24 protein-coding genes are annotated in these 24,397 nt (G+C 70.7%); 13 read left to right on the forward strand and 11 right to left on the reverse strand.

Translation table 11 applies throughout. The features are described 5' to 3' along the window. The first annotated feature begins 511 nt into the window (after nt 1-511). Both N7925_RS21430 and N7925_RS21435 read left to right on the forward strand, forming a co-directional pair. Nucleotides 512-1,678 (forward strand): serine hydrolase domain-containing protein, encoded by a 1,167-nt coding sequence (locus N7925_RS21430; protein ID WP_274346522.1) that lies wholly within the window; start codon nt 512-514, stop codon nt 1,676-1,678. Next, nucleotides 1,675-2,481: an SDR family NAD(P)-dependent oxidoreductase gene (locus tag N7925_RS21435; RefSeq protein WP_274344826.1), complete on the forward strand. Its 807-nt coding sequence runs from the start codon at nt 1,675-1,677 to the stop codon at nt 2,479-2,481. Before N7925_RS21430 ends, N7925_RS21435 begins: the two co-directional genes overlap by 4 nt. A gap of 124 nt (nt 2,482-2,605) precedes the next feature. Here the strand turns inward: N7925_RS21435 and N7925_RS21440 are convergent, their stop codons facing one another. Both N7925_RS21440 and N7925_RS21445 read right to left on the reverse strand, forming a co-directional pair. Next, nucleotides 2,606-3,085 (reverse strand): GNAT family N-acetyltransferase, encoded by a 480-nt coding sequence (locus N7925_RS21440; protein ID WP_274344827.1) that lies wholly within the window; start codon nt 3,083-3,085, stop codon nt 2,606-2,608. Nucleotides 3,086-3,203: 118 nt separating this feature from the next. Beyond that, nucleotides 3,204-3,746, reverse strand: coding sequence for a nucleotidyltransferase domain-containing protein (locus N7925_RS21445; protein WP_274344828.1), 543 nt, complete (start codon nt 3,744-3,746; stop codon nt 3,204-3,206). A gap of 230 nt (nt 3,747-3,976) precedes the next feature. On the opposite strand from N7925_RS21445, the gene N7925_RS21450 reads away from it, so the two are divergent. From N7925_RS21450 to N7925_RS21465, 4 genes are all read left to right on the forward strand, one after another. Further along, nucleotides 3,977-4,639, forward strand: a complete 663-nt coding sequence (locus N7925_RS21450) for a DUF1345 domain-containing protein (RefSeq protein ID WP_274344829.1) — start codon at nt 3,977-3,979, stop codon at nt 4,637-4,639. A gap of 191 nt (nt 4,640-4,830) precedes the next feature. Next, nucleotides 4,831-5,184 (forward strand): effector-associated constant component EACC1, encoded by a 354-nt coding sequence (locus tag N7925_RS21455; RefSeq protein ID WP_274344830.1) that lies wholly within the window; start codon nt 4,831-4,833, stop codon nt 5,182-5,184. Beyond that, nucleotides 5,181-6,185, forward strand: a complete 1,005-nt coding sequence (locus N7925_RS21460; RefSeq protein ID WP_274344831.1) for a caspase family protein — start codon at nt 5,181-5,183, stop codon at nt 6,183-6,185. Before N7925_RS21455 ends, N7925_RS21460 begins: the two co-directional genes overlap by 4 nt. Further along, nucleotides 6,182-6,985 (forward strand): hypothetical protein, encoded by an 804-nt coding sequence (locus N7925_RS21465; RefSeq protein ID WP_274344832.1) that lies wholly within the window; start codon nt 6,182-6,184, stop codon nt 6,983-6,985. Before N7925_RS21460 ends, N7925_RS21465 begins: the two co-directional genes overlap by 4 nt. Before the next feature lie 79 nt (nt 6,986-7,064). Here the strand turns inward: N7925_RS21465 and N7925_RS21470 are convergent, their stop codons facing one another. Both N7925_RS21470 and N7925_RS21475 read right to left on the reverse strand, forming a co-directional pair. After that, nucleotides 7,065-8,186: a hypothetical protein gene (locus N7925_RS21470; RefSeq protein ID WP_274344833.1), complete on the reverse strand. Its 1,122-nt coding sequence runs from the start codon at nt 8,184-8,186 to the stop codon at nt 7,065-7,067. A 329-nt stretch (nt 8,187-8,515) separates the two neighbouring features. Further along, entirely contained in the window at nt 8,516-8,959 is a 444-nt protein-coding gene (locus N7925_RS21475; protein ID WP_274344834.1) for an ATP-binding protein, read from the reverse strand. A gap of 164 nt (nt 8,960-9,123) precedes the next feature. On the opposite strand from N7925_RS21475, the gene N7925_RS21480 reads away from it, so the two are divergent. The 4 genes from N7925_RS21480 (at nt 9,124) to N7925_RS21495 (ending at nt 13,178) form a co-directional block, all read left to right on the forward strand. Further along, nucleotides 9,124-10,002 carry a helix-turn-helix domain-containing protein gene (locus N7925_RS21480; protein ID WP_274344835.1) on the forward strand — a complete coding sequence of 293 codons (879 nt, stop codon included), beginning with the start codon at nt 9,124-9,126 and terminating at the stop codon, nt 10,000-10,002. Continuing rightward, nucleotides 9,999-10,208, forward strand: coding sequence for a DUF397 domain-containing protein (locus tag N7925_RS21485; protein WP_274344836.1), 210 nt, complete (start codon nt 9,999-10,001; stop codon nt 10,206-10,208). Before N7925_RS21480 ends, N7925_RS21485 begins: the two co-directional genes overlap by 4 nt. Before the next feature lie 66 nt (nt 10,209-10,274). Then, nucleotides 10,275-11,174 carry an alpha/beta fold hydrolase gene (locus tag N7925_RS21490; RefSeq protein WP_274344837.1) on the forward strand — a complete coding sequence of 300 codons (900 nt, stop codon included), beginning with the start codon at nt 10,275-10,277 and terminating at the stop codon, nt 11,172-11,174. A 471-nt stretch (nt 11,175-11,645) separates the two neighbouring features. After that, nucleotides 11,646-13,178, forward strand: coding sequence for an alanine/glycine:cation symporter family protein (locus tag N7925_RS21495; RefSeq protein ID WP_274344838.1), 1,533 nt, complete (start codon nt 11,646-11,648; stop codon nt 13,176-13,178). A 64-nt stretch (nt 13,179-13,242) separates the two neighbouring features. Here N7925_RS21495 and N7925_RS21500 read toward each other — a convergent pair whose 3' ends face one another. From N7925_RS21500 to N7925_RS21515, 4 genes are all read right to left on the reverse strand, one after another. After that, complete coding sequence (locus tag N7925_RS21500) at nt 13,243-14,094, reverse strand: DMT family transporter (protein WP_274344839.1); 852 nt, start codon at nt 14,092-14,094, stop codon at nt 13,243-13,245. Continuing rightward, nucleotides 14,091-14,609 carry a YbaK/EbsC family protein gene (locus N7925_RS21505; RefSeq protein ID WP_274344840.1) on the reverse strand — a complete coding sequence of 173 codons (519 nt, stop codon included), beginning with the start codon at nt 14,607-14,609 and terminating at the stop codon, nt 14,091-14,093. The genes N7925_RS21500 and N7925_RS21505 overlap by 4 nt, the downstream gene beginning before the upstream one ends. A 148-nt stretch (nt 14,610-14,757) precedes the next feature. Further along, nucleotides 14,758-17,175, reverse strand: coding sequence for an NACHT domain-containing protein (locus tag N7925_RS21510; RefSeq protein ID WP_274344841.1), 2,418 nt, complete (start codon nt 17,173-17,175; stop codon nt 14,758-14,760). Nucleotides 17,176-17,235: 60 nt separating this feature from the next. Continuing rightward, nucleotides 17,236-18,873: a penicillin-binding transpeptidase domain-containing protein gene (locus N7925_RS21515; RefSeq protein WP_265601126.1), complete on the reverse strand. Its 1,638-nt coding sequence runs from the start codon at nt 18,871-18,873 to the stop codon at nt 17,236-17,238. Nucleotides 18,874-19,110: 237 nt separating this feature from the next. Between N7925_RS21515 and N7925_RS21520 the strand changes: the two genes are divergently transcribed. Continuing rightward, nucleotides 19,111-20,490, forward strand: coding sequence for a hypothetical protein (locus N7925_RS21520; RefSeq protein WP_274344842.1), 1,380 nt, complete (start codon nt 19,111-19,113; stop codon nt 20,488-20,490). Nucleotides 20,491-20,557: 67 nt separating this feature from the next. Here the strand turns inward: N7925_RS21520 and N7925_RS21525 are convergent, their stop codons facing one another. Further along, a complete protein-coding gene (locus tag N7925_RS21525) occupies nt 20,558-21,403 on the reverse strand; it encodes a hypothetical protein (protein WP_274344843.1) in 846 nt (281 codons plus the stop codon). A 304-nt stretch (nt 21,404-21,707) separates the two neighbouring features. Here N7925_RS21525 and N7925_RS21530 point away from each other — a divergent pair, with 304 nt between their 5' ends. Further along, nucleotides 21,708-22,121 carry a hypothetical protein gene (locus N7925_RS21530; protein ID WP_274344844.1) on the forward strand — a complete coding sequence of 138 codons (414 nt, stop codon included), beginning with the start codon at nt 21,708-21,710 and terminating at the stop codon, nt 22,119-22,121. Between the two features lie 160 nt (nt 22,122-22,281). Further along, nucleotides 22,282-22,437 (forward strand): hypothetical protein, encoded by a 156-nt coding sequence (locus N7925_RS21535; protein ID WP_003968543.1) that lies wholly within the window; start codon nt 22,282-22,284, stop codon nt 22,435-22,437. 251 nt (nt 22,438-22,688) lie between these two features. On the opposite strand, the gene N7925_RS21540 is transcribed toward N7925_RS21535, so the two are convergent. Further along, nucleotides 22,689-23,954: a tyrosine-type recombinase/integrase gene (locus tag N7925_RS21540; RefSeq protein ID WP_274344846.1), complete on the reverse strand. Its 1,266-nt coding sequence runs from the start codon at nt 23,952-23,954 to the stop codon at nt 22,689-22,691. A gap of 73 nt (nt 23,955-24,027) precedes the next feature. Continuing rightward, a complete protein-coding gene (locus tag N7925_RS21545) occupies nt 24,028-24,249 on the reverse strand; it encodes a helix-turn-helix transcriptional regulator (RefSeq protein WP_274344847.1) in 222 nt (73 codons plus the stop codon). Between the last annotated feature and the right edge of the window lie 148 nt (nt 24,250-24,397).

Here is a 24,397-nt window from a genome sequence, read left to right on the forward strand (position 1 = left end):
CATGCAGTTCGCAGGAGGGCACTGCTGTCGATGGGTTCATGACCCCGCCCGCAGGACCTCGTCCGCACGGGCGTGGAGACCGTGCGGACCCCGCGGGAGGCGGAGCCTCCCCTGCGTCTACCCGGTGGTTTCCTCGACGCACCTGTGACCGTCATCGCGTTGACGGTCGCCCACGATCTGCCGTACGCCCCTGGAGCTCTGTTTCCGTCGGCGTAAACAGGTGGTGACAGCACGGGGCTGACGGCGACCCGCCCCCCGAACACCCTGCCGGGACGTGCACCATGGGGGGATGAGCGGGAGCGCGGGAGCGAGCACGACGGCGGGCGCGGAAGCGGAATCGGGATCGGGCACGGGAACGGGAACGGGAGCGGAATCGGGCACGGGGGCTGAACCAGGCGCGGTATGGGGATCAGGCACGGGAACCGAACCACACACGGGAGCGCACGTGACCGGGACGGAAGCCGGGACCGAAGCCGAAGCCGGGGCCGAAGCCGTGGCCCCAGCCGTCACCGTGGACGTACGGGGCACGGTAGCGCCCGGGTTCGAGCCGGTCGCGGAGGCGTTCGTCCGCAACTTCGAGCAGCGCGGGGAGCGCGGCGCGGCCGTCGCCGTCTACCGCCACGGGCGCAAGGTCGTCGACCTGTGGGCCGGTACGCGCGACGTCGACGGCACCGAGCCGTGGGCCGTCGACACCGTCCAGATCGTCCGCTCGGCGGGCAAGGGCATCGCCGCCGCCGTCCCCCTGCTGCTCCACCAGCGCGGACAGGTCGACCTGGACGCCCCGGTCTCCACCTACTGGCCGGAGTTCAAGGCGAACGGCAAGGAACGCGTCCTCGTCCGCGACCTGCTCGCCCACCGGGCCGGGGTACCCGCCCTGGACACCGCCCTGACCCCCGCCGAGGCGGCCGACGGGGTCTCCGGGCCCGCCGCCGTCGCCGCCCAGCGCCCGCAGTGGGAGCCCGGCACCGATCACGGCTACCACGCCCAGACCTACAGTTGGCTGATCGGCGAACTGGTCCGCCGCGCCACCGGCCGCACCATCGGCCGCTGGATCGCCGAGGAGATCGCCCGCCCACTCGGCCTCGACTTCTGGTTCGGGCTCCCGGCCGACGAGGCCCACCGCGTCGGCCGCATCGGCCCGGTGGAGCCCCCGGCGGCGGCCACCGCGTCGAGCGCCCTGCGCGTACGCCCCAAGCGCTCCGTCGTCGAGGCCTACCGGGACCCGGATTCCCTCACCCGCAGGGCGTTCGGCGCGATCGACCCGTTCCCCGACGAGAACGACCCCGCCTACCGTGCGGCCGAACTCCCCGCGTCGGGCGGCATTGCGACCGCCCGGGGCCTGGCCCGCTGCTACGCCGCGATGATCGGCCCCGTCGACGGCCACCGCCGCCTGTTCGCCCCCGCCACGCTCACCCTGGCCCGTACGGAGGAGTCGGCGGGCCCGGACCGGGTGCTGGTCGTCAACACCCGCTTCGGCCTGGGCTACATGCTGCACGGCCCGGCGGCGCCGCTGCTGGGCCCCGGATCGTTCGGGCACCCGGGCCGGGGCGGCTCGCTGGGCTTCGCGGACCCGGAGTCGGGCATCGCGCTGGGCTATGTCACCAACGGCCTCCAGAAGGGAGTCACCGCCGACCCCCGTGCCCAGGCCTTGGTCAGAGCAGTACGGTCGGCGCTATGACTCCAGCATCCGACCGGACCTCGGCCGCCCGCTTCGCCGGATACAGCGTCCTGATCACCGCCGCCGGCCAGGGCATCGGCGCGGCAACGGCCCGCCGCCTGGCGGCGGAAGGGGCCTCTGTCCTCGTCACCGACCTCGACGCCAAGCGCGCCGCCCACACGGCGGCGGCGATACGCGAGGCGGGTGGCACCGCCGAATCCCTCGTCTGCGACGTGGCCGACCGGGCGGCGGTCGAGGCGGCCGTCGCCCACGCGGTCGCCGCCTTCGGCCGGCTCGACGTCCTGGTCAACAACGCCTATGCGGCGGGCGAGGACGAGCCGCTCTTCGAGGACGAGTCGGACGAGGTCTGGGAACGCGACCTGGACATCACGCTCTCCGGCCCGTTCCGCTGCGCCCGCGCCGCGCTGCCGCACCTGGTCGCCTCGGGCCGGGGTGCGATCGTCACCATCGGCTCGGTCAACGGCGAACAGGACTTCGGCGGCCACGGGTACAGCGCGGCCAAGGCGGGCCTGACCAGCCTCACCCGTACGCTGGCGGGCCACGCAGGACCGCGCGGCGTACGCGTCAACCTGGTCGCCCCCGGCACGATCCGCACCGACGCCTGGGCGGGCCGCGACGCCGAACTGGACCGGGCCGCCGCCCTCTACCCGCTGGGCCGCGTCGGCACCCCCGATGACATCGCGTCCGCCGTCGCCTTCCTCGCCTCCATGGACGCGGCCTGGATCACCGGGACGACGCTGCGCGTGGACGGCGGGATCCTCGCAGTGAACACGGGCTTCCGGCAGGCGATGGCACAGCCGTAAGGAAGCAGCCGTAAGGGCGCAGCCGTAAGTCCGTGGTCGAGCGTCGAGTGAGAAGGGCAGCGAGGGCGTGGTGCGGGCTGTCGTCGCGAGGCGGTGTCCCGTCTCTGTCCGGCACGGTGCCCACCTACTGCTCAGCGCTCAGGGCCATCAGCATCGAGGGGTCGGTCACGGGGACGAACCCGACCTTGGCGTACAGCTCGTGGGCGTCGAGCGTGGCGAGGAGAATCCGCTTGAGCTCGTACGGGGCGAGGTGGTCGCGCACGGCGGTCGCCAGCCGTACGCCCAGGCCACGCCCGCGATGCGCCGGGTCCACGTAGACGTCGCAGAGCCAGGCGAAGGTCGCCCGGTCCGTGACGACCCGGGCGTAGGCGACCTGAGCCCCGTCGGGGCCGTAGACACCGAAGTTGAGCGACCCGCCCATGGACCGCTCGACGAGGTCGCGGCTGCGGCCGCGTGCCCAGAAGGCGTCGGTGGAGAGCCAGTGGTGCACCAGGCCTATGTCGATGCGGTCCGGGTCGGTGTCGATCTCGTACCGGTCGGCGCCCTGGTTCCCGTTCCCGTTCCCGTTCTCGTTTGCGTCTTCGCTGCGCGTCATGGACGTCATGGGCTGGGATCGTAGCCGTGGCCCGCAGCACCGGTGACGTCCGCGCGGTGGCGCTCGCTCTGGAGGGGACGGCAGGTGCGCGCGGGTCGGCCGGACGGGATGATTGCCCCCGACGGTTTCAGGCGTGTCGCTCGCCGCGTTGGGACAGCGCCGTTTCCAGGCGGGCGATGTCTTCGACGTCCTTGGCCCGGCGCGGCATACCGGGCACCCAGACCGGAGTCATGCGCTTGATCTCGATCTGTCCCTGTGGGCTGACGATGGAGGCCTCCAGGCCGGCGAGGCGACCAGGGGCGGCAGCGGGCATGGCCTCGGGCCACAGGGTTCCGGCCCACGGGCCACCAGCGACGCAGGTGCGGCCGGCTCCGTCCTTGGACAGGAGCGCGACGCTGATCTCCAGACCGGCTTTGGCGAAGTCGAGCTGCTGCTGTGGTGGTGGTCCGGCGACCGGCTCATAGCCGCTTCGCGCCAGGGCGGCGGCCAGCTTCCCTGCGCCGGCCTCCCACGTGAACCAGTCGATGTCCCCGTGGTCCCGCGTGATCTCGCCGAGGAAGAAGTCCATCGCCCAGCCACCGCGAAGCCACACGGCTACGTCGTTCGCCTCGGCGACCTCCATGACCTCGGCAATGAGCCGGAGCTGCTGACCAGCACGTCGGGTGTCCACAGCTCGGCAGACTATGCGGCACCCGCCGCCCCGGCACCCTCGATAGCGCAAACGTCTGCGTGCATGGGGCGAGGGAGTTGAAGATCCGTGCGTGAAGACGCCGTCCGTGGGCCGTCCGGGGGACGGTACACACCACCTCGTGGACGCCGCGAGAGCCCACGGTCCCGGCGGGAGCCGACTCGTCTAGCGTCGCCGCCATCCGCACCGTGAATGCCCGGAGGAGCCCGTCCGTGATTTCCTGGCTGCCCGAACGACGCCGCTCACTCGTGTGCCTGCTCATCGCGGCGAGTGCGGCCGTGGTGCTGCCCCTCGACAGTGTCGTGCGGATCTCGGCCTACGACGTCGGCGTGCTGGTGTTCTTCGCCTTCCTGGTCCCGTACCTGGCCATCACCCTGACCGCCTTTCTTCGCGCCTCGCCGGAGCAGATCCGTTCCTGGGCCGACCGTGAAGCCCGCGGCACGTTCCTGCAGCGGTACGTCCTGGGCACCGCACCCGGACCGGGGGCCTCCATCCTCATCGCGGCAGCCGCGTTGGCCGTGGCTGTCGTGTGGCTGCCCGGCCACCTCAGCACCACCTTTGCCGAGGGGCCGCGCGCCCTGATGGCGCTGTCACTCGTCGTCATCGCCTGGACGTGCGTCGTCGTCGCGTTCGCCGTCGCCTTCCAGGCCGACAATCTGGTGGAGAACGAAGCGGCGCTCGACTTCCCCGGAGCGGGGTCTGTGGCCTGGGCCGACTACGTGTACTTCGCTGTGGCCGTCATGACGACCTTCGGCACCACCGACGTCAACGTGACCTCCCGCGCCATGCGGCGGACCATCTCGGCGAACGCGGTCATCGCCTTCGTCTTCAACACGGTCACCGTCGCCAGCCTGGTTGCCGCGCTCCAGGACTAGGTTCCAGCCGCCCGAAGGTGATCACCTGGCCGTCGTCCCACGTGACCCGGACGGGTCAAGGCATCATCCGCCCCCGCGCAACAGCGGGGTCGGCGGACTCGTGAGGCGTTTCCCGGTGCGGGCGCGGTGCTGTGACGGAGAATGGGTGCGCATCGTCACACGGGGGGTGCGCGGAGACTGGGGAGGTCTGCATGCTCTTGGAGGTTCGGGTCGAGTCCGCGGGTGACCTGCGGTCGTTGCGGGGCTGGTTGCGGTCGGACCCCGAGGTACGAGGATCTGCCACGATCGGGGTGCAGGGGACCGCGCCGCGGCCGGGGGAGATGGGCACGGCGCTCGACGTGCTTCAGCTGGTGACGGGGAACGGATGGAGCGCGGCGTCGTTCGTGCTGGCCCTGGTCGCGTGGCGGCGGACCCGACCGCGACAGCCGCGGCTGGAGATCCACCGCGGGGACACCGTTTTCGTTCTCACCGGCGGTTCTGATGCGGAGATCGAGCGGGTGGTCCAGATGCTCGACGCTGCCGGTGATGAGGACGCGAGCCAGTGAGCGTTTTACCTGACCCGAGGGGGTCGCGGGCGGTCCTGGTGGGAACGAGCCGGTACGAGCGTCTTGAGCAGCTGCCGGCAGTATCGAACAACCTGCGAGCCCTCTCCGGGCTCCTGTCGGGACCGCTGTCGCTGCAACTGCCGCCGCAGCACGTGACCGTCGTCGAGAACGCGGCCGCCGCGCACACCGTGGTGGGCGCGGTAAGACGGGCTGCCGCCGAAGCCACCGATACTCTGGTCGTCTATTTCGCCGGACATGGGCTGATCGAGCAGGACGCTCTCAGCCTGGCACTGCCCCACACCGAGTTCGGCCATGTGGAGACCAGCCTGCCCTTCGAATGGCTCCGCCAGGTCCTCCTCATGGATTCCAACGCCGAGCGCCACGTCGTGATCCTGGACTGCTGCTACAGCGGTCTGGCTCTCGGGCGGATGAACGCATCGACCGGCTTCGCCGAGCAGGCCGCCGTGGAAGGCAGTTACCTCCTCGCCGCCGCAGCCGAGACCCGCACCGCCCTGGCACCGGTCGGAGATACGTACACCGCCTTCACCGGCACTCTGCTCGACACGCTGAACCATGGCATCCCCGGCGGTCCCGCACTGCTGGACCTGGGAACCATCTACCGGCACCTGTATCGGACGATGAGAGCCCGAGGGCATCCCGTTCCGCAGGCCAGGGACCGCAACAGCGGTGCCCAGGTGGCGCTGGGACGTAACCACGCGAAGCTTCCCGCACCGTTGGCGGCAACACCGTCGGCGGCGACACCATCGTCGGCGGCCACACCACCGGCGGCGGCGCCGTCGCCGGGGGCACAGCCCGGAGCGGAAGCCGCTTGGCATGCACGGCCTGACCCGGGCCGCCGCTCGCCCGAGGAGGCGGACGCCGAAAGGGCACGGGACAACGCGCCCATCAGCGTGGAGGCGGTGGAAACGGGGCCGTGGAAACCGGCGACGTACTCGTTCACCGCCAGGACCGGCCACTGGGCGCGAGAGCGGGGACGGTGACAGACGACGAGGGCGACCACGCACCGGAGGATCCGGAACCGCCGGTACCAGTCGTCGCGCGACGTCGGTCGACGACGGCCGTGCCCTCGGCGCGACGCGGGGCACCGCGGGCACGCACGTGGTTGGCCTCGGCCGCCGGTGTCACGCTTCTCGTCGGGGGCGTCGTCTGGGGCATCGAGAGCTTCGCCTCCGACAAGTCCGGCTCCGGGAAGAAGAATTCGGGCAGCAGCGGCTCTCCCTCGGGGCGGCACGCGGCCGACGACAAGCCGAGTCCTCTGCCAACGCGCTCCGACGACAAGACCGCCTACATCGGCGACACCGAGATCAACACGCCCGCGATCATGAAGCTGTCGGACTGTAACGACAGCCCTCCGACTGACTTCCGGTGGTCGATGGGGCGCCAGCCCGACCCGGTGGTGTTCGGGGAGCCGGTTGACTTCGAGATGTCGTTCCAACGCAAGTCCGGTCCGGAATGCCGCTTCGACCTGGGTCGAACGACGACCCCGATCACCGTGTACGACCCCTCGGGCGAGCCGATCTGGTGGTCCGACGACTGCGTCGACCGTGACACCCCATCACGCTGGGCGAGGCTCGACACCTCCAATCCTCTCAAGATCGTGTATGCATGGGACTTTGGCGCAGCACGATGCGCATCGCCAGAAAGAATTGGAGGTAGCGGGAACGGCGGGAGTGGCGGGGGTGGCGACGTTCTTGGTGCCTACACCTACAGGGTGGAGACGCCCAGCTACCCCGGCGCCGACAAACTTGAGCACGATTTCACCGTCAAGGGGAACGGGTAGCGCCAGCGAGCCTCCGGCCGGCGGTGAATACCGCGGCGAGTGGCCAACGACATGGCCGGGGCGGACTCGGCCGGAGATCTCAGGCGGCGCTCCGCACGTCTTCGGTTCGGTGCGCCTGGTGCGACGTCTGGTCAGCGTGGTGGGCGCGGTGTGTGCGGTGTTCGCGGCAGTCGCGGCAGTGGCCGGGGGTGGGGGAGCGGAAGGCCCGGTCGCAGTCGTCGCAGGTCTGGAAGGGCGTGACCCTGATGTGGGGGCGGGCGAGTGCGGCGAGGTCGTGGATGCCCGGGGGTGGTGGCGGGAGCAGTTCGGTGAGCCGGTATTTGAGGAGTTTGGCGGGGTGCTTGAGGGGGTGGGGCGGATCGTCGGTGAGGGCGTGGCGGATGGCGTCGGGGCGGGCCGCGCGTTCGAGCCAGGCCGCGACGCCGGGGACCAGTCGACGGAGGTCGTCCTCGGAGAGCGTGAACTGAGGTGCGTGGCGGGGCAGGTCGCTGAGGAGCGCGGTGGCCGCGCGGTCGAGTTCCGGGGTGAGCTCGGTGGGGCGGGGGAGAGGCCGGGGCGGCGGCTTGGGTGCGGTCGGGGGCGGTACGAGCGGTACGAAGAGCGGGGCCGGCGGCGTTGCGAAGGGGGAAGGGGGCGGTAGGGGCACGGGTGCGGGCGTTTCGGGCGCGGGCGGGTCGGTCTGCTCGGACTGGTCGGACGTGGCGGGCGGCATGGGCCGTTCGGGCCTCACCGCAGGTGCCGGTGCCGGTGTCTGGGCCTGAGGCGGTGCCGGTGCCTGGGGTGTGGTTGTTACGGCGGGTCGTTGGGGGCCCGACGTCTGGCGGGGGTGTAACAGCGCTGTGGGCTGGTTGCAGAAGACTGTGCGGGTGATGACCCGGCCGTTGGGGAGCCGTTCCCGGAGGCGTTGCAGGTAGCCGAGGGCTTCCAGTTCGCGCAGGGCGGCCGCGATGCGTTTCTCGCCTTCGTGGCAGTGGGCGGCGAGTGCCTTGATGCTGACTTCCGTCCCCTGGGGCAGTGACTGGATGCGTACGGCGATGCCGATCGCGGTGCAGCTGAGGCCGGGGTGCTGGGCGAGGTGGTTGCCGACGACGGTGAAGCGGTCGGTGTGCGGGATGACGATGTGGATCACGCCGGAGGTGGGCAGTGGTCCGGGAACCTCTGCCAGGGCGCGCGTGAGCGCAGTATTCTGCTGGGTATCCATCGGGAAGCTGTCTCTTCCTTGGTGGTCAGGCCCTCGGTTGGGATTGCAGTCCCGGTCGGGGGCCGACGTATGTCGGGTGGGGTGTTGCTGGCGTGAGCATATGCCGGACAACCCGCCGGAAAGCGAGCTGAGTTGGGAAATCTCACCCGTGTGGGTGACGAGCCCCTGGGATGCGTCAGGTGGTCGCCGGGGTGGGTCGGGTGGGGTTTTTTCTCTTGTTTCTTTAGGTAGTTGATGTCGCGCTTCACCGGGTCGCGGTCGAGAACGATCCGGTCGCGGGTCCTTCGGGACGCACCGGGTCGCGGCGGCGCACGACCCGGTGGGGGCCGTCACCGTACGAGGTCGATCTCCGCCCATACGGTCTTACGGAGAACGGGCCCGGGGGTGATGCCCCAGTGGTCTGCCAGCGCCTCCACGATGAGCAGGCCCCGCCCCGTCTCCGAGTCGTCGTCCTCGGGCGGCTTCACCGCTCCCGGCCCGGGCGGAATGCTGTCGCCGCGCGTGTCGGTGACCTCGATCCGCAGCGTGCCTCCGCTGACGGTGAGGCCGAGTTGGAAGTCCCGGCCCTTCACGCGCCCGTGCACCGTGGCGTTCGCCGCCAGCTCGGCCACGATGTGCGCCGCCGTCTCCGCCTCCGCCGGGAGTCCCCACGCCCCGAGATGGGCTGCGGTGAGCAGTCGGGCCAGCCGGACCCCTCGACGGGTGGGGGAGAGCAGCACGGTGAACGCACGGTCGACGGGGAGGTGTTGGGTGCGGGTGGTTTCTCGATTCATGTCACTCAGCGTGGCCGCCTCTGCGTACTGTGCCCAGTGACCGAGCCCTTGCGTACGGTGAGTGTCCAGGGCTTGTCCGGCCTTGTCCCGGCTGTCCCCCGTGACGTACGGGGCAGGGGCGCGGTTGGGAAAAGGACGACAGGCGCGTTGGAAACGGGGCTCGCATGAGTGTGGTCGGCGACGGTACGGAGCGTGGGGACGGCGGGGTGGACGAGCCCGGCTGGGACGTCGATCCCGATGACGAGCCGGGTGCGGCGGTGGTCGCGGCGGTGGGCCGCCAGATCAAGGCCTGGCGCGAGGCGGCGGGCATGCGGGCGTGCGAGCTGGGCTCCGCCATGGGGTACGGCGAGGACCTCGTCTACAAGGTCGAGGGCGGTCGGCGCATCCCCCGTCCGGAGTTCATGGACGCGGCGGACCTTGCGGTGGGCGCGGACGGAAAGCTCGCGGCGATGAAGTCCGATCTGGCGGAGGTGCGGTACCCGAAGAAGATCCGGGACTTGGCGAAGCTGGAGGCCAAGGCCGTCGAACTGGCCTCGTATGGCAGCCACAACCTGCACGGTCTGTTGCAGACGGAGGAGTACGCGAGGGCGCTGCTCGGTACCCGACGCCCTGTTCTGCCACCGGACGAGCTGGAACGCGCGCTGGCCGGGCGCATCGCCAGGCACTCCATCTTCGACCGGGTACCCGCACCCGAACTCAGTTTCATCCAGGAAGAGGCCTCGCTGCGTCGCCCGATCGGCGGTGTGGCGGTCTGGCGGCGGCAACTGGAAAGGCTGCTTCTTCTTGGGGAGTTGCCCTTCGTGGACATCCAGGTGATGCCGACCTGCCGGTGGGATCACCCGGGAACGGGTGGACGGATCCAAGTGCTGAAGTTTGCTGACGGCTCGGCTGTCGGGCGGGCGGATGACGAGTTCGCGGGCAGGCCTATCTCGCATCCGAAGCAACTCCGTATCCTTGAGCTGCGGTACGGCGTCATCGGGTCCCGGGCTCTTACGCCGGATGAGTCCCGGGCCTTCATCGAGCAAGTGCTGGGAGAGACATGACCTACAGACCCTCTGCCAGGGATGCTTCCGAGCTGCACTGGTTCAAGAGCAGCTACAGCGACAGCAGCAACCCCAACGACTGCGTCGAGGTCGCCACCGCCCCCGACGCCGTTCACGTACGCGATTCCAAGAACGCGCGGGGTCCCCGTTTCGCCGTCGCCCCCGCCGCGTGGGCAGGCTTCGTCGCGTACGCCGCGGCGCACTGACCTCACCGTCCCGATCGCGAGGTGCGCGCCCTCCGATACCGGTATCGCCCCGACCAGGACGGCCTCATGACTTCCGTGTACCGGAGCGAGCAGGCGCGAGCGGAAGTGCGGCGCTGGTGCGTGCACCGGATCGACGGCTCGGGCCTGGCCGATGCCCGCAGTGAGGTGGTGACCTCGGCGGGGGTCACCGGAGTCGTGACCGCAGGGCCGGAGCCGCGCGACGGGGAGCCGAGTGTCGTCCTGCTGCCGGGGACGAACATGAACGCCGCTCTGTGCCTGCCGGTGGCGGAAGCGATCGCCCGGGAGCGGCGGGTGGTCGTCCTGGATCTGCCCGGTCAGCCCGGGCTCAGCGCGGACCGGCGGCCTCGTGCCAAGCGCTCTTCCTGGTACGGGAAGTGGCTGGCCGAGGCTCTCGCGCGCGTGGCGCCTGGGCCGGTCGTCGTCATGGGGCATTCCCTGGGCGGCGCAGTCGCCCTCGCCTGCGACGCCCCTCAGATCGTCGGCCGGGTGCTGCTGTCCAGCGCCGGACTCGTCCGGCTGAGGGTTCCCGCCCCTCTTCTGGCCGCCACCGTCCCCTGGCTCCTGCGGCCCACGGTCGCCCGTTCGACGGCGCTGGTGCGTTGCATGGCGGCTCCGGGGCAAGGGCGAGGGCAAGGGCAGGGGCAGGTGGCCGACGGTCTGGGGGAGTGGATGGATCTGGTCGGGCGCTGCTGCCGTACCAGTCTCGCTCCGCCTCCCCTTCCGTCCGGTCTGCTCGAACTGCGGCGCTCTGTCCCCACGTTGGTCGCCACAGGGGAATTCGACCCGTTTCTTCCCCCGTGTCACCTGGGTCCAGCCGTCCGGCGTCGGCTCGGGGCGGAGTTCAGGGTGATCGAGGGGGCCGGGCACCTTCTGCTGGACGAGTCGCCGGAGGCGGTCCTCGTCGCGGTGCGGGAGATCTGCGCGGCCGTCGCGACGGGGTCATGAGCCGCGCCGGTCTGTCTACGCGGCGGCCGGCGGGGTAAGCGAGGCGGGAAGACCCCTCTGGCCGGAGGCATTCCCTCTGACCGGAGGTACCCACTCTGACCGGAGGCATCCCCTCCGGCCTGCCGATAGGTGTCCGATAAACGTATCCGCGGTTCCGCATAACGATGACGTCACCCGCCCAGCATCTTCGCACGCACCCTCCGGGAATGTGACCTGCATCACTAAAGATCGGGTAAACGGCGTGGTACAAATGCCCAACTTCGTAGGCGGAACCCTCGCCGAAGCGGAGTGCCGGGACCGCCCCGGTGGCAGGCCAGAGCGACCGTCGCCGTCGTCCACTCCATGGGACACGCCGGGTCGCCGACCGGACAACGACGTTCGCTCATCACCCCAGATACGTCCCCCCATCGCACACCGACCGGCGAAGAGACCCCACCTGTCCGCCGTTCCCGCGTCATCGAGGTAGCCAACGTGTCACTCGAATCCATAACCGAGAACGTCGACGAAGCCGTCAGCGGGTTCTTCGAACCGATAGCCAAATGGCTCGGCGAGATCGTCTTCTACGCCGTCCCCGTCGGCGGGACGGACCTCCCGCTCATCGTCGCCTGGCTGGTGGTGGCGGGCCTCGTCTTCACCGGCTGGTTCGGATTCATCCAGGTACGCAAGTTCCGTCTCGCCATCGACGTGGTGCGCGGCAAGTACGACGACAAGGACTCGGCGGGCGAGGTCAACCACTTCCAGGCCCTGACCGCCGCCGTCTCGGGCACGGTCGGCCTCGGCAACATCGCCGGTGTGGCCGTCGCCGTCTCCATCGGTGGCGCCGGAGCCACGTTCTGGATGATCCTCTGCGGTCTCCTCGGCATGGCCACCAAGTTCGTCGAGGTCACCCTCGGCGTGAAGTACCGCGAGGTCCACGCCGACGGCACCGTCTCCGGCGGACCGATGCACTACCTGCCCAAGGGGCTCGGCGAACGCTTCGGGAAGAACGGGAAGACCTTCGGCAAGGTCCTCGCCGTCCTCGCCTCGATCATGATCCTGTTCTTCGGGCTCTTCGGCGGCAACCTCTTCCAGGTCAACCAGTCCTACGCCCAGCTCGTCTCCGTCACCGGCGGCGAGGAAGGGGCGATGGGATCGTCCGCCGGCGCCCTCTTCTTCGGCATCCTCGTCGCCGCCCTCGTCGGCATCGTGCTCCTCGGCGGCATCCGCTCCATCGCCTCGGTCACCAGCCGGCTCATCCCCGCGATGGCCGGGATCTACATCGCCGCCTGCCTCGTCGTCATCCTCGTCAACGTCACCGCCGTGCCCGCCGCGATCGGGACGATCATCGAGGGTGCCTTCAACCCCGAAGGCGTCGCGGGCGGTGTGCTCGGCGCACTGATCATCGGCTTCCAGCGCGCCGCGTTCTCCAATGAGGCCGGCCTCGGCTCCGCGCCGATCGCCCACTCCGCGGTCAAGACCAAGCACCCGGCCAGCGAGGGCCTGGTCGCCCTGCTGGAGCCGTTCATCGACACGGTCGTCATCTGCACCATGACCGCGCTGACCATCGTCATCGCCAACCCCGCCAGCTGGGCCGAGGCCCGCGACGGTGAGTCGATCGGCGGCGTGACGATCACCTCGGACGCCTTCGAGACCGTGCTGCCCTGGTTCCCGTACGTCCTGACCGTCGCCGTGCTGCTCTTCGCGATCTCCACGGTGCTCACGTGGGGCTACTACGGCCTCAAGGCCTGGACCTACCTCTTCGGCCGCAGCCGCACCAGCGAGACCGTCTTCAAGTCCCTCTACACCCTGCTCGCCGTCTCCGGGTCCCTGCTCACCCTGCAGACCCTTATCGACCTGGCCGACGCGGTGCTCTTCTCCCTGGCCGTCGTCAACATCATCGGTCTCTACCTCCTCGCGCCCGTCGTCAAGCGCGAGCTGAACACCTTCCTCGAATACGTCCGCACCCGGAAGGCCGGCGGAACGGACGAGGACAGGAACGACGAGCCGTCCAAGACCACCGTCTGAGGCCGGCCTCTCACGATCGGTGATCGATGCCCCTCGCCCCTGCCGATACGCAGGGCGGGGGGCATCAACTCGTGTGCAGCATCAGGCCGATGCCCACCACCATCAGCCCCGCCGCCGCGATCCTCGGGGCCCCGAAGCGCTCCTTGAAGAACAGCGTGCCCATCGCCGCGCCCACGATGATCGACGACTCGCGCAGCGCCGCGACCGGGGCGAGCGGGGCCTTCGTCTGAGCCCAGAGGACCAGCCCGTACGCGGCCACCGAGAGGGCAGCGCCGAGCAGGCCCCGTACGGCGAACGGCCTGAGCTGCGTCACCAGTTCGGCGCGGCGGCGGTAGTACGCGTACGCCGGGATCGCCAGGCCCTCCAGGACCATCAGCCAGGCGACGTAACCCAGCGGGGTGCCCGAGGCGCGCACCCCGACGCCGTCGACCGTCGTGTATCCGGCGATGGCCAGACCCGTGCCGAGGGCCGCCACGATCGCCGGCCAGTGCGGGCGCTTGCCGGAGCCCCGGATGCCCCACAGCGCCACCCCGACCAGCCCGGCCGAGGCCACCGCGACGCCCGCCGTGGCCCAGCCGTCCGGGCGCTCGCCGACGAACACCGCCGCCAGGACCGTCACCACCAGCGGGGCCGTGCCCCGCGCGATCGGGTACATCTGCCCGAAGTCGCCGAGCGTGAACGAGCGCATCAGCAGCAGCATGTACAGCACGTGCAGAGCGGCCGAGGCCGTCAGGTACGGCCAGGCCTCCGCCGCCGGGAACGGGGCGAAGAGGGCCATCGCCGCGCCGATCAGCAGACCGCCGCCGGAGATCAGCGTGAACGAGAGCAGCTGATCCTTGATCGCGTGCGCGATGGCGTTCCAACTGGCGTGCGTGACCGCGGCTATGAGGACCGCGAGAGCGACCAGAGGGGTCACTTGGCGGGCTCGCGCACATTCACAACGGTCGCGCCCGCGTGGGCGATCAGCGTTTTCGGGTCGAGCGGGAACACCGTGTGCGGGGTGCCCGCCGCCGCCCACACCACCGCGTGGTCCAGGAGGCGTCGGTCGGCCAGGACACGGGTCCTGGTGGCGTGGCCGAAGGGCGGTACGCCGCCGATCGCGTAACCCGTCGTCTCCCGGACCAGGTCCGCGTCCGCCCGCTTGACCTTCTGCGCGCCCAGCTCACGCCGCACCAGCTCGACGTCCACCCGCGAGGAGCCGTCCATCAGGACCAGCACCGGGGCGCCGTCCGCCGTGAAGACCAGGGACTTGACGATCTCGCTCAGCGAGCAGCCGATCGCGGCGGCGGCCTCCGCCGCCGTACGGGTCGCGTCGGGGAAGCGGCGCACCTCGACCTGGAGGCCCAGCTCGGCCAGCGCCTCGGCGAACCGGGGGTGGGCGTGGGAGACGGGGGCGGCGGGAGTGGTTTCGAGGGGTTCGGGAGTGCTCATGGCAGCACGCTAGCGGTCGGTGCAGCATGCATGCGAGAGGGTTCCGGGTGGTGGGCGCGAGGCGGCCGCGCCCTGCCGCGTACGCCGTTCCCCCGGACGGGCGGGTGTACTCACTCCGTCCGGTGGGAGCCGGCGGGCTCGTAGGCGCCTAACCGACGCGCGAGGCCGCTTCGTGGAAGCGGCGTACCGCGTCCTCGGCCCGGTTCCTCAGGGCGTCGTTCACTTCGGGCTCCACGGTGCCGGTGGACAGCTGGTCCGCCCACGCACGCAGCGCGGCGCCCGCTCGCGCGCCGCTGATGCCGACCGCGTCGGGGCAGGTGGCGTACAGGTCCATGCGGTTCCGGTCGAGCAGGTCCAGTTGTTCCAGCATCTGCTCCGCCTCCGCCGGGCGGCCGGTCGCCGCCTCTCCGGCCCGGTGGGCGGCGGTCGCGGCGGCCAGGCTCCTGGAGAGGATCTCCGGTCGCCAGGAGGACCGCCACAGGTACTGTTCGAACTCGTCGTGCCGGAAGCGGTAGGCGTGGCCGTCCACGCGCAGCAGCCCGCCCTCGTGTGCCCAGTCGAGGAAGCGGCCGAGCCGCAGCGGGAGGCGGCCCCGCAGCGCCGCGCAGACGAGGAAGACCTTGTGGCGCCGGCCGGGTACCGAGCCTCTGATGGAGCTGTAGGTCTCCACCGACCAGGTCCTGCACAGCGGCACCCCGACGCAGGCCCCCACAACCGCCGCCACCCATACGGGCGTCGGGATGTCGGTCGGCGTCGCTCCCACGATGTTCACCGCCACGCCGAACCCGTACATGGAGCCGGAGATGACCCCCCAGACCGTCATCCCCCAGACCACCGGATACCGGTTCGGGATCCCCCAGGTGCGATCGGTCAGGTTGGTGCGGCTCAGCGGGCTGACGTCCGACCGGTCGGACCACGCGTTGATCGCCGGAAACAGGACGGCGAGGATCAGGGGAAGGAGGAAGGCGATGTCCGCCGGGTGGCGGAGGGAGAGGAGGCCCAGCCCTGCGACCAGCAGAACGATGAGGGTGTCCAGGGCGCCGTGCGCGGTGCGTACCAGGCGACGCCCGCCGAGCGGCCACAACTGATGCGGCGTCAACTGTGCGCGGCTGCGGGCGAGAAGTGTCAGAGGCGGGTGGGGATCGATGTCGTCGACGGCGCGGTGTGTCGCCAGCAGGCCGAGCCACGCGGAGACCCGTTCGGCCGGATAGCGGTCGCGTTCCCGCGGGTGCTCCGCCACGACGGAGGGGACGAAGAGCGACAGCAGATATTCCTCCGCTTCGCTGCTCATCCACTCGGCGACGCTGGAGTCCTGCGCTTCCCGCAACTGCTCCTCCGGTGACCGCAAGCTCCCTAGGGGCTCCGCCCAGCCGTGATCGGCCGCGTACCACGCGTGGTGTGCCTGGAAAGCCTCCCGCAGGGCTTCGTGCCCCCACCGGGTCACCAGCACCGAGGGGTCCCTGAGCCACCCTGTGCCGTCCTCGTCCCGCACGTGGAAGGCGTTGGCGATCATGGTGAGCCGCCACGGGGTGCTCAGAGCGCGTGCGAGAGGCCCCTCGGGGGCGACCCGCATCTCGTCCAGGACCCCGTCCCAGCGTTCGGTGAGTCCGCTGTGGGACCACGCGCTGCGGTTTCTCAGGTAGTCGAGCGCCATGTCCGGTGGAACGGGCAGCAGTTCGGCGCGAGCGGCCCCGGCCAGCGGGGTCGGCCCCTCGAACTGCTCGTAGACGTCCTTGCGGCAGGTGATGACCACGTTGCGGAATCGGTCCTGGTTCATCGTGAGATAGCTGAGCAGCGCGACCGCCCGGGGGCGCGCACCCGCCTCCGTGGGGCGGCGCTCGGCCAGGCCGTCTGTCGGGTCGAGTTCGTCCAGGCCGTCCAGGACGAGGACCGAGTCGTCCGTCAGTGCCTCATCGACGAGAGCGGGGTGCTGTCCGTAGGTCTGTGATACCTGCTGGACGAGCCAGCGGCGGAACGCCAGGTGAAAGGCCTCGCTCCGTGGACTCTCACGGTCCGGGGGCCCGTTCCACGACGAGAGGGAGAGCAGTACGGGTACTCCGCCGGCCGTTTCCCGTCCGTGGCGGGAAGCCAGGGACCGGACCAGTTCCTTGGCCAGCAAGGACTTGCCCGTACCGGGGGCGCCGATCACCGCGAGGCGCCTCTCGTCTCCGGGCAGGCCGAGGTAGCGGTCGGTGATGGTCCGCCACTCCTCGGAACCCGTGTCCGGGGGGACGCCGTCCGGCGTCACCGAGAAGCGGAAGCGCACCGGCAGGAAGGTGCTGCCGGGGCCCAGGAGTGTGCGGTACTGCTTGTCCTCGTGGGCGTGGACCGCGCGGACGAGGGTGCCCACCGCCCCGTCCCGGCGACTCTGCCGGTGCTGCCAGGCGGGGAGGACCAGCCCGGCGGCGCCGATGACCGCCCCCAGCCCGCCGGCCAGCGCACCGAAGGGGTCCACGTCGCCGGTCGGCTGGGAGCGCAGTACGACAACGGCTCCGGTGCACACCATCAGCACGCCGATGACGCCTGCTGTCCGGCCCCACCAGGGATGCGGTCTGCGTGGACCCATACGTGATTCCTCCGTGGTCGAACACGGGCCCCTGGCCCCTCACGTTCGTCGGCCGCGGCCTCAGCGGCCTGCCTTCAGCACCTCCGCCACGACCGGGCCCGCCGCGTCGCCGCCGTGGCCGCCGGTCTGGACGACCGCCGCCGCGGCGAGGTCGTCACTGAAGCCGGTGAACCAGCTGTTGGAGGTGTCCTGTCCGTCGACCTCGGCCGAGCCGGTCTTGGCGCCCTTGTCACCGCCGACCGAGGCCATGGCCTCCGCGCCGGTGCCCCAGGCGGCCGTGGCGCGCATCATCGTCGTGAGCTGCTGGGTGACGGACGGCGACAGCGAGCGCGAGGCCGTCGCCAACTGCCGGTTGTCCAGGGACTGCGGGACGATGACCGGCTGACGGAACGTGCCGGTGCGGGCGGTGGCGGTGATGGACGCCATGTTGAGGGCGTTCATCTGGACGGTGCCCTGGCCGATGTACTGGGCGGCGGCCACGCCACCGGTCTCCTCCGGCACACTGCCGTCGGTCGTGACGACACCCGTCTTCCAGTCCAGGCCGATCCCGAAGACGTCCCGGGCCTCCTTGGCGAGTGCGGCGTCGTCCTTCGTGTCGTCGATCAGCTTGATGAAGGCGGTGTTGCACGACTTGGCGAAGCTCTGCGTGAACGTACTGCCGTCCGGCAGCGCGAAGTGCTCCAGGTTGTGGAACGAACGCCCCTGGTACAGCACGTCCTTGGGGCACTCCGCCGCCCCGTTCGCCGTAACCAGACCCTTCTCCAGCAGCATCGCCGCCGTCATGATCTTCAGCGTGGAGCCGGGCGCCTGCTTCCCCTGCATCGCCGCGTTGAACCCGGTCGCCGGGTTGTTGGCCACCGCGCGGATCGCCCCGGTGGACGGCTTGACCGCGACCACTGAGGCTTCCGCGTACTTCTTCACCGCCCGCTCGGCCGCCGCCTGCGCGCCCGCGTCGATCGTCGTCCGCACCTTGCCCGGCTTGCCCTTGGCCAGCGTCAGCAGGCTGACGTCCGGCTGGGTCTCGTCGGCGGGCTCGATCCACGTCTCGATGCCGGGCGAACCGCCCGCGCTCTTTCCGTACTTCTCGCGCAGCGTGTCCAGGATCGGCCCGAGCGAGGGGTACTCCTCCTTGGTCAGGACCTTCCCGTTGTGGTCGACGGCCTCGATCGCCGGTGTCGAGGACTCGCCCGTCCTCAGCGTCGCGCCCTCCGTCAGCTGCGGGTGCACGACCGTCGGGGCCCAGTCGACCAGGGCCTTGCCCGTCGTCAGGCCGCGCACCACGGTCAGCTCCGAGGCGTACGACAGGGGCTTGGACTTCCCGTCGTAGGAGACGGTGGCCTTGACCGTGTAGGGCACCTTCGTGCCGACGGCCGGACCCGGGGTGATCTTGACCTTGCCGATGCGGGCGTCCTCGCCGTACGAGGCGAGCACCGGCTCCGCGCCCGCCTCGTTGTTGGTGAGGAGCGACGCGGCCGTCGCGTCGCCGGACGCCCACGCGTCGAGGAAGCCCTTCGACGTCTCCGCTATCTCCTCCGCGCTCGGCGGCCCCGTCTTCACCTTCGACGACTCGGAGGCGCTCCGCGTACCGCCGTCCCCGCCGCCCGTGTCCCCGAGCATGCTGTACGCCCCGTAACCGATCCCTCCGGCCACCAGGACGAACGCTCCGCCGATCACGGCGACCTTCGCTCCACTGCGCATCTCGCAGTCCCCCTCCCCAGGAGACCCCCTGAACAGGTTCAAGGGGCAACCGTGAGGAACCCTAAAGGCTTGCGGCAGGCGGTGAGGACGTTGTTACCGGACCGGAATGCTTGGCCGGGAAGCGCTCTCCGCTGTGTGGCGGTGGCCCGTGGTGGGCAGACTGGCCGGGAATGCACGGGGGAGTGAGCGTCGGGGGGCGTGCGGCATGGGCATATGCGGGCGTGTGGCGGTGGACCGGTGACGGCCTATCACATCAAGCGTCTGCCACCCGAGATCCTGCCCGACGGAGCCTCCGTCACCTGGTCCGTGACCGGAGGCGGCACGGTCTCCCGGCTGTCCGGCGGCGTCGCCGTCTGGCCCGCCGCCGATGCCGAACGGTGGCGCAGAGCGGGGGTCCCGGCCGTGCTCGCCCCGGTCGCGGGCGGCTGGATCCTCGCTGCCCTCGTCGTGGCGGCGTACGTCCTCCTGTTCGGGCTCTCGTCGGCGTCCGCGGCCTGGGGCGGCGGGGGCGGGACGGACTGGCTGAGGTACCCGGGCGTGGTCCTGCTGACCGCCCTGCCGTTCTGGTACCGGTACGTTCCGGTCGCTGCCCTTCCGGCCGCGCTGTACGTCGCCGTGGCGGCGGGGCTCTCCCTGGCCCGGCCCGGAGACTCCGACCGGCCGGCGGCAGCCGGCCACCTGCTCGTCCTCGCCGTCTGCGCCATGGCGCTCACGGGGAGCTGCCTCCGGCTGCGGGCCCGTGGCCGGCAGCGGGCCCTGGCCCTCGAAGCGGCCGGAAAGCGTCGCTTCCCGCTGCCCGACCGCGTCCCGGAATCGGACGGCCATCGCGGTCACGCGCAGGTGTATCTCGGGCTGGCGCTCTGCCTGGTCGCCGTGGGGATTCTGACGGACGGCCTGGTCGAGGACCTGACCTCGGGCGGCGTCGGGTACGACGCCGTCGGGCAGCAGCGCATCGCCCTGGTGCTCCTCGTCGCCGGCACGACCTTCGGCGGCTGGGGCCAGCTCGCCTACCGGGCGGCGCGGCGGCTGCACGCGGAGGAGCAGCCGGCCCTGATCGTGGGCGTGCGCGCCGGGGCGGACGGGCGCCACTGGATCTGCGCGGACGCCCGCACCCGCACCGCGCCGCCCCTGATCGCGTACGCCCCCCGCGCGAGCGACACCCGCGACCGGACGCGGCTCCTGGGCAGCGGCTCGGCGTACGGGGTGGGGAACGGGCACCACGACATCGACCCGAAGCACGAGCCCTTCGAGGCGGTCCTGTACGGCACCCTCGCGGAGGGCGACGAGGTCGTCCTCGCCTACGCCTGCGCCGAATACCACCGCCACCAGGAGATGGGGCGGATGTACGCGACCGTGACCACGGCCCCGCTCCGCCCCGACCGCCGCCACCGGCTGGGCCCGTGGGAACCGGCGGACGGCGCCGCCCGGCAGCAGGAGCGGCTGCGCGAGGGCCGGGAGCGGGCGGAGCGCCAACGGAGGGCACAGCGCGAGGCGGAGGAGCGCCGCAAGAACCCACCGCCCCGCCCGTCGCGCGGGTCGAGCGGGAGCGGCTCCGGCAACCGGCACAACGGGGGCGGCTGCGGGTCGAGCTGCGGAGGCGGCTGCGGGGGCGACTGAGCCCCGGGCGGCGACCCGTCGTGCCGGCTACCGCACTGCCGCACTGCCGCCCTGCCGTCCCGCCGCGCTACTGCGCCCAGTCGAAGACGTCCGACTCCAGGTCGATCTGCGCGTTGCCGCCGCCGAGGTTGAGCCCGCCGACGCCGTCCTCCAGCTCGAAGACGTACGGGGTCAGACCCTCGGGCATCCCCTGGCAGGGCATGATCGTTCCGCCCAGGTGCGAGGTTCCCTCGATGGACGACCAGTACTCCTCGAGCTGCTCGTCGTCGGAGGACCAGGCGGCCACATAGCCGCCCGCGCCGTCCTCCGACGGGGCGACGCCGATGTTGGGGTCGCCGGTGCGCTCGCCGAGCCAGACCGTGGTCTCGGGGACGCTGTCGTCCCAGGCGTTCTGGCCGCGGCTGTAGTGGTCGCCGAGACCGGCCGGGCGGATGTCGGCCGGAGGATCGATGCGGGGCGCGGCGAACTCCTCGGCGGTGAGCCACAGGAGCGCGTGCGCGCCGCCGATGAGGTCCTCCAGGTCCCGCTGCTCGGGATGGCGTGCCGCGGCCGTCGCGGCCACCGCGGCGAGGAACGGATCGGCGGCCTGCTCGGCGGTGGGCGCGGTGCCCTCCAGCAGTCCGGCGACGCCTTCGATGTCGTCGGCGACATGGTCGTCGGCCTGGAAGAAGGAGAGGGCCACCAGGTCCTCGCCCTTGCGCCGGTAGTCCTCCGGCAGTTCGAGGGTGATGACGTGCGTCATCGGCAGTCCGGTGACAGGGCTCCGGGGCCACGCGGCGGTCCCGATGCCGGGCGCACGACCGCCGCACCACCCGGCGACGCGGGCGCCGGGCAGATCGATCTCGATGGCCGTGCCGGGATGGACCGTCAGCTTCTCCACGGATTCCCCGAACCCCAGTTCGTACGCCTTCACCGTGTGCCTCCGTTCGACTGTGACGGCGCTCAACCTACGCGAGGGCACGGACACCCCCGGCCGTGGTTGCCGACAACAGGCAGCCGCGGCCCGTCCGGCTATGCCGACATCGCCCCGTGAAATCCCCTCGGTCACCCGCCTACCCTGCTCGGACACGAGGAAGCGGAACGTCGGCTCGACGCCGACGGGCAAGGGGGCGAGCCAGGTGGACGGCGGAGCGAACGGGGGCGCGTCCGGAGTGCGCGCCCCGGCGAGAACGGGTACGGCCGGCGGCGGAGCGAACGGGCTGGGGCCTCGTGCGTCCATGCTGATGTCGTTGGCTCTCGGCCTGCTGCTGGGGGCGCTGTCGGCGCTGGTGATGTTTCCGGCGGCAGAACACCTGCGCTCCCTCAAGGACGGCGAACGGGCTCGGGCGACCTTGCACACCAGCGGCGCGTGCATGGCGGGTCAGTGCGAGGTGAAGTTCGAGGCCGGCGGGCAGACCGTGGTGGCGGACCTCCCGGTGGGCAGCGGAGGCGGCAAGCGGTCCGTCGGCGCCGCCATGACCGTCCGGTACCAGGCGGACGACCCGCGGGTGGTCGCCCGCGAAGACGATGTCGGGGGTGGGGGCGCGGCCCTGCTGGTGTGGGTGTCGGGCGCGGCCGCCGCGTTCTTCCTGGTGCTTTCGGGGGTGGCCGCGATCTTTCTGGCGCGACAGCGGCCAACGTCATTGCGATGATGTGAGAGCGATGTGTGAATGCCGAATTGCCGGGCACCAGGACCTTCGCAACGAGGTTCTGGCGACATTCGGAACCGGGCGGTACCGGTGAGGTGCACTGAGGCCGTTGTGAAGTGCAAGCGCATCCGCGCTTGAACCGACTTGACGATGGGAAACGAAAATGATCGTCCTTGGACTTATTCTGCTGATCATCGGCCTGCTTGTCGGCATGGGGCTCCTGACGACCATCGGCGGCATCCTCATTCTTGTGGGCGCCATCCTGTGGATCCTGGGTGCGACCGGCCGCGCGGTGGGCGGACGAAAGCACTTCTTCTAACCTTCGGGTCCAGAAGAGAAATGCGGGCGGGCCGCGACGATGATTCGTCGCGGCCCGCCCGCGTTTCTCGGCTTCTTGCCTGCCCCGGTCACGCCGTGGTGCCTACACCCACGTGTCCAGCCACATCCGGTCCCGCCACAGGTCCTCCGGGATCGACGTCCCCGTGAACAGCGGCCAGAAGTAGATGAAGTTCTGCGATGTAGGCGCGGCACCGCCGATGACCAGCCAAAACGGACCCTGAGAGCGGGCCGTCACTCGTCCTGGGCCGTCTCTGGGCCGTGATCATGGTTTTGCGGCCCCTGATACAGGGCGTCCACCGCGTTGCGGGTGCGCAGTTCGCTGCTCGGCATCAGGTGGGTGTACGTCCGCAGAGTGAACCCCGCGTCCGCATGCCCCAGATACCGACTCAGCGCTTTGATGTTCTCGCCAGCATCCAGCAGCACGGAGGCGTAGAAGTGCCTCAGGGCGTGCATACCGTGCTCCCGGGCGGAGGCGTACCGCTCGCCCTCTTCAGGCTCCGGAATGATCCCGGCAGCGACCAGAGCAGGCTTCCACATGAAGTCGTTGAAGTGGCTCACCCGGACGTGCATTCCGGCCGCTCCGCTGAAGTACAGGCGCTTGGTGCGCCGCTCCCCGTCCACGGTGCGCCACGGCAGGCTGACAGCGATGGGCGGGAAGGCGGAAGCGTGAGACCGGAGCGCGTCCGCGACCGCTCTGGGGAGGGGCACCTGCCGGGTTTTCCCACCCTTCGGGGGAGCGAAGACGTACCGACCTCGGAGGCGTTTGAGCTGGTGGCTTACGGTGACCCAGCCATTCTCGAAGTCCACCTCATCCACGGAGAATCCGAAGATCTCTCCCTGGCGTAGCCCGCACCCCCCGCCCAGATCCACTGCTGTACGGAACCGTGCCGGCAGAGAGCTCTGCACGGCGAACAGTTGGCTGACGGTCCACGGCTTCACCGTTGCGTCCCCAGCTTTCGGCATCTGGACGGAGCGGGCTTTGAAGGGATTCCGCGCCAGCAACTCGTCATCGACGGCCGCGTTGAAAACGGCGGACACGGTTGCGGCGATCACCCGGCGGTGTGTCTCGTTCGGGATGGACTTCTTCAGCACCCCCAGCCAAGTGCGGACGTGCTCCGGTTTGAAGGAGCCGAGCGGCCGGCTGCCGATGGTCGGGTAGGCGTGCAGCCTCAGCCGTCGCTCGGCGCCTTCCCCGCTGTTGACCTCCCCGGCGTGCGAGGACACCCAGCGTTCGGCGTACTGCTGGAAGGTGGTCCGGCCCGCTTTCGGGTCCACGTACTGGCCGCTATCCATGTCGGCCTCGGTCTTGCTCAGCCATTTCTCGGCGAGGCGCTTCTGTCGGTCCGGGAACGACTTGGACTTCTCGGTGCCGTCGGGGCCGATGTAGCGCGCGCGGTAGCGGAGTCCGGAGCCGTATCGGTCGCTCTTGACGCGGCGGGTCTTCCCGTCGGGTCCGGGTTCGGTTTTGTACCAGCGGTCTTGGATGTGGCCGGCCAAGGGGTGCTCCTGTTGGGTACGCCGCAGGGGCACGACCTGGTGGTCATGCCCCTGCGGTTGGTTGTGGTTCGGGTCAGGCGGCTTCGTGCTCAGCCAGGCTGGTGATCCATGCGCGCACGGCGGCGGGGTCGTAGCGGAGGTGCTTGCCGATACGGAAGCCGGGCGGGCCGGTGCGCTTCTTGCGCCAGGCGTAGACGGTTTCGAGCGGGACGGAGAGGAGAGCGGCGATGTCGTCGGGGGTCAAGTAGCGATCGGGGAGTCCGGCGCGGAGCGTTGCCGTGATTGCGGCTGCCATTGGTTTCTCCTGGACGGCGGGATCGGGGCCGGGCCCCTTCCTGTCAGGTCCGCTACCTCCGCTACCTCCGCTACCGCCCTGGTCAGAGGCTTGTTTGTGGTAGCGGATGGGGTAGCGGTAGCGGATGGGTGCCGCTACCGGCCCCGCC

It is taken from the genome of Streptomyces sp. CA-278952 (assembly GCF_028747205.1).
GTDB lineage: Bacteria > Actinomycetota > Actinomycetes > Streptomycetales > Streptomycetaceae > Streptomyces.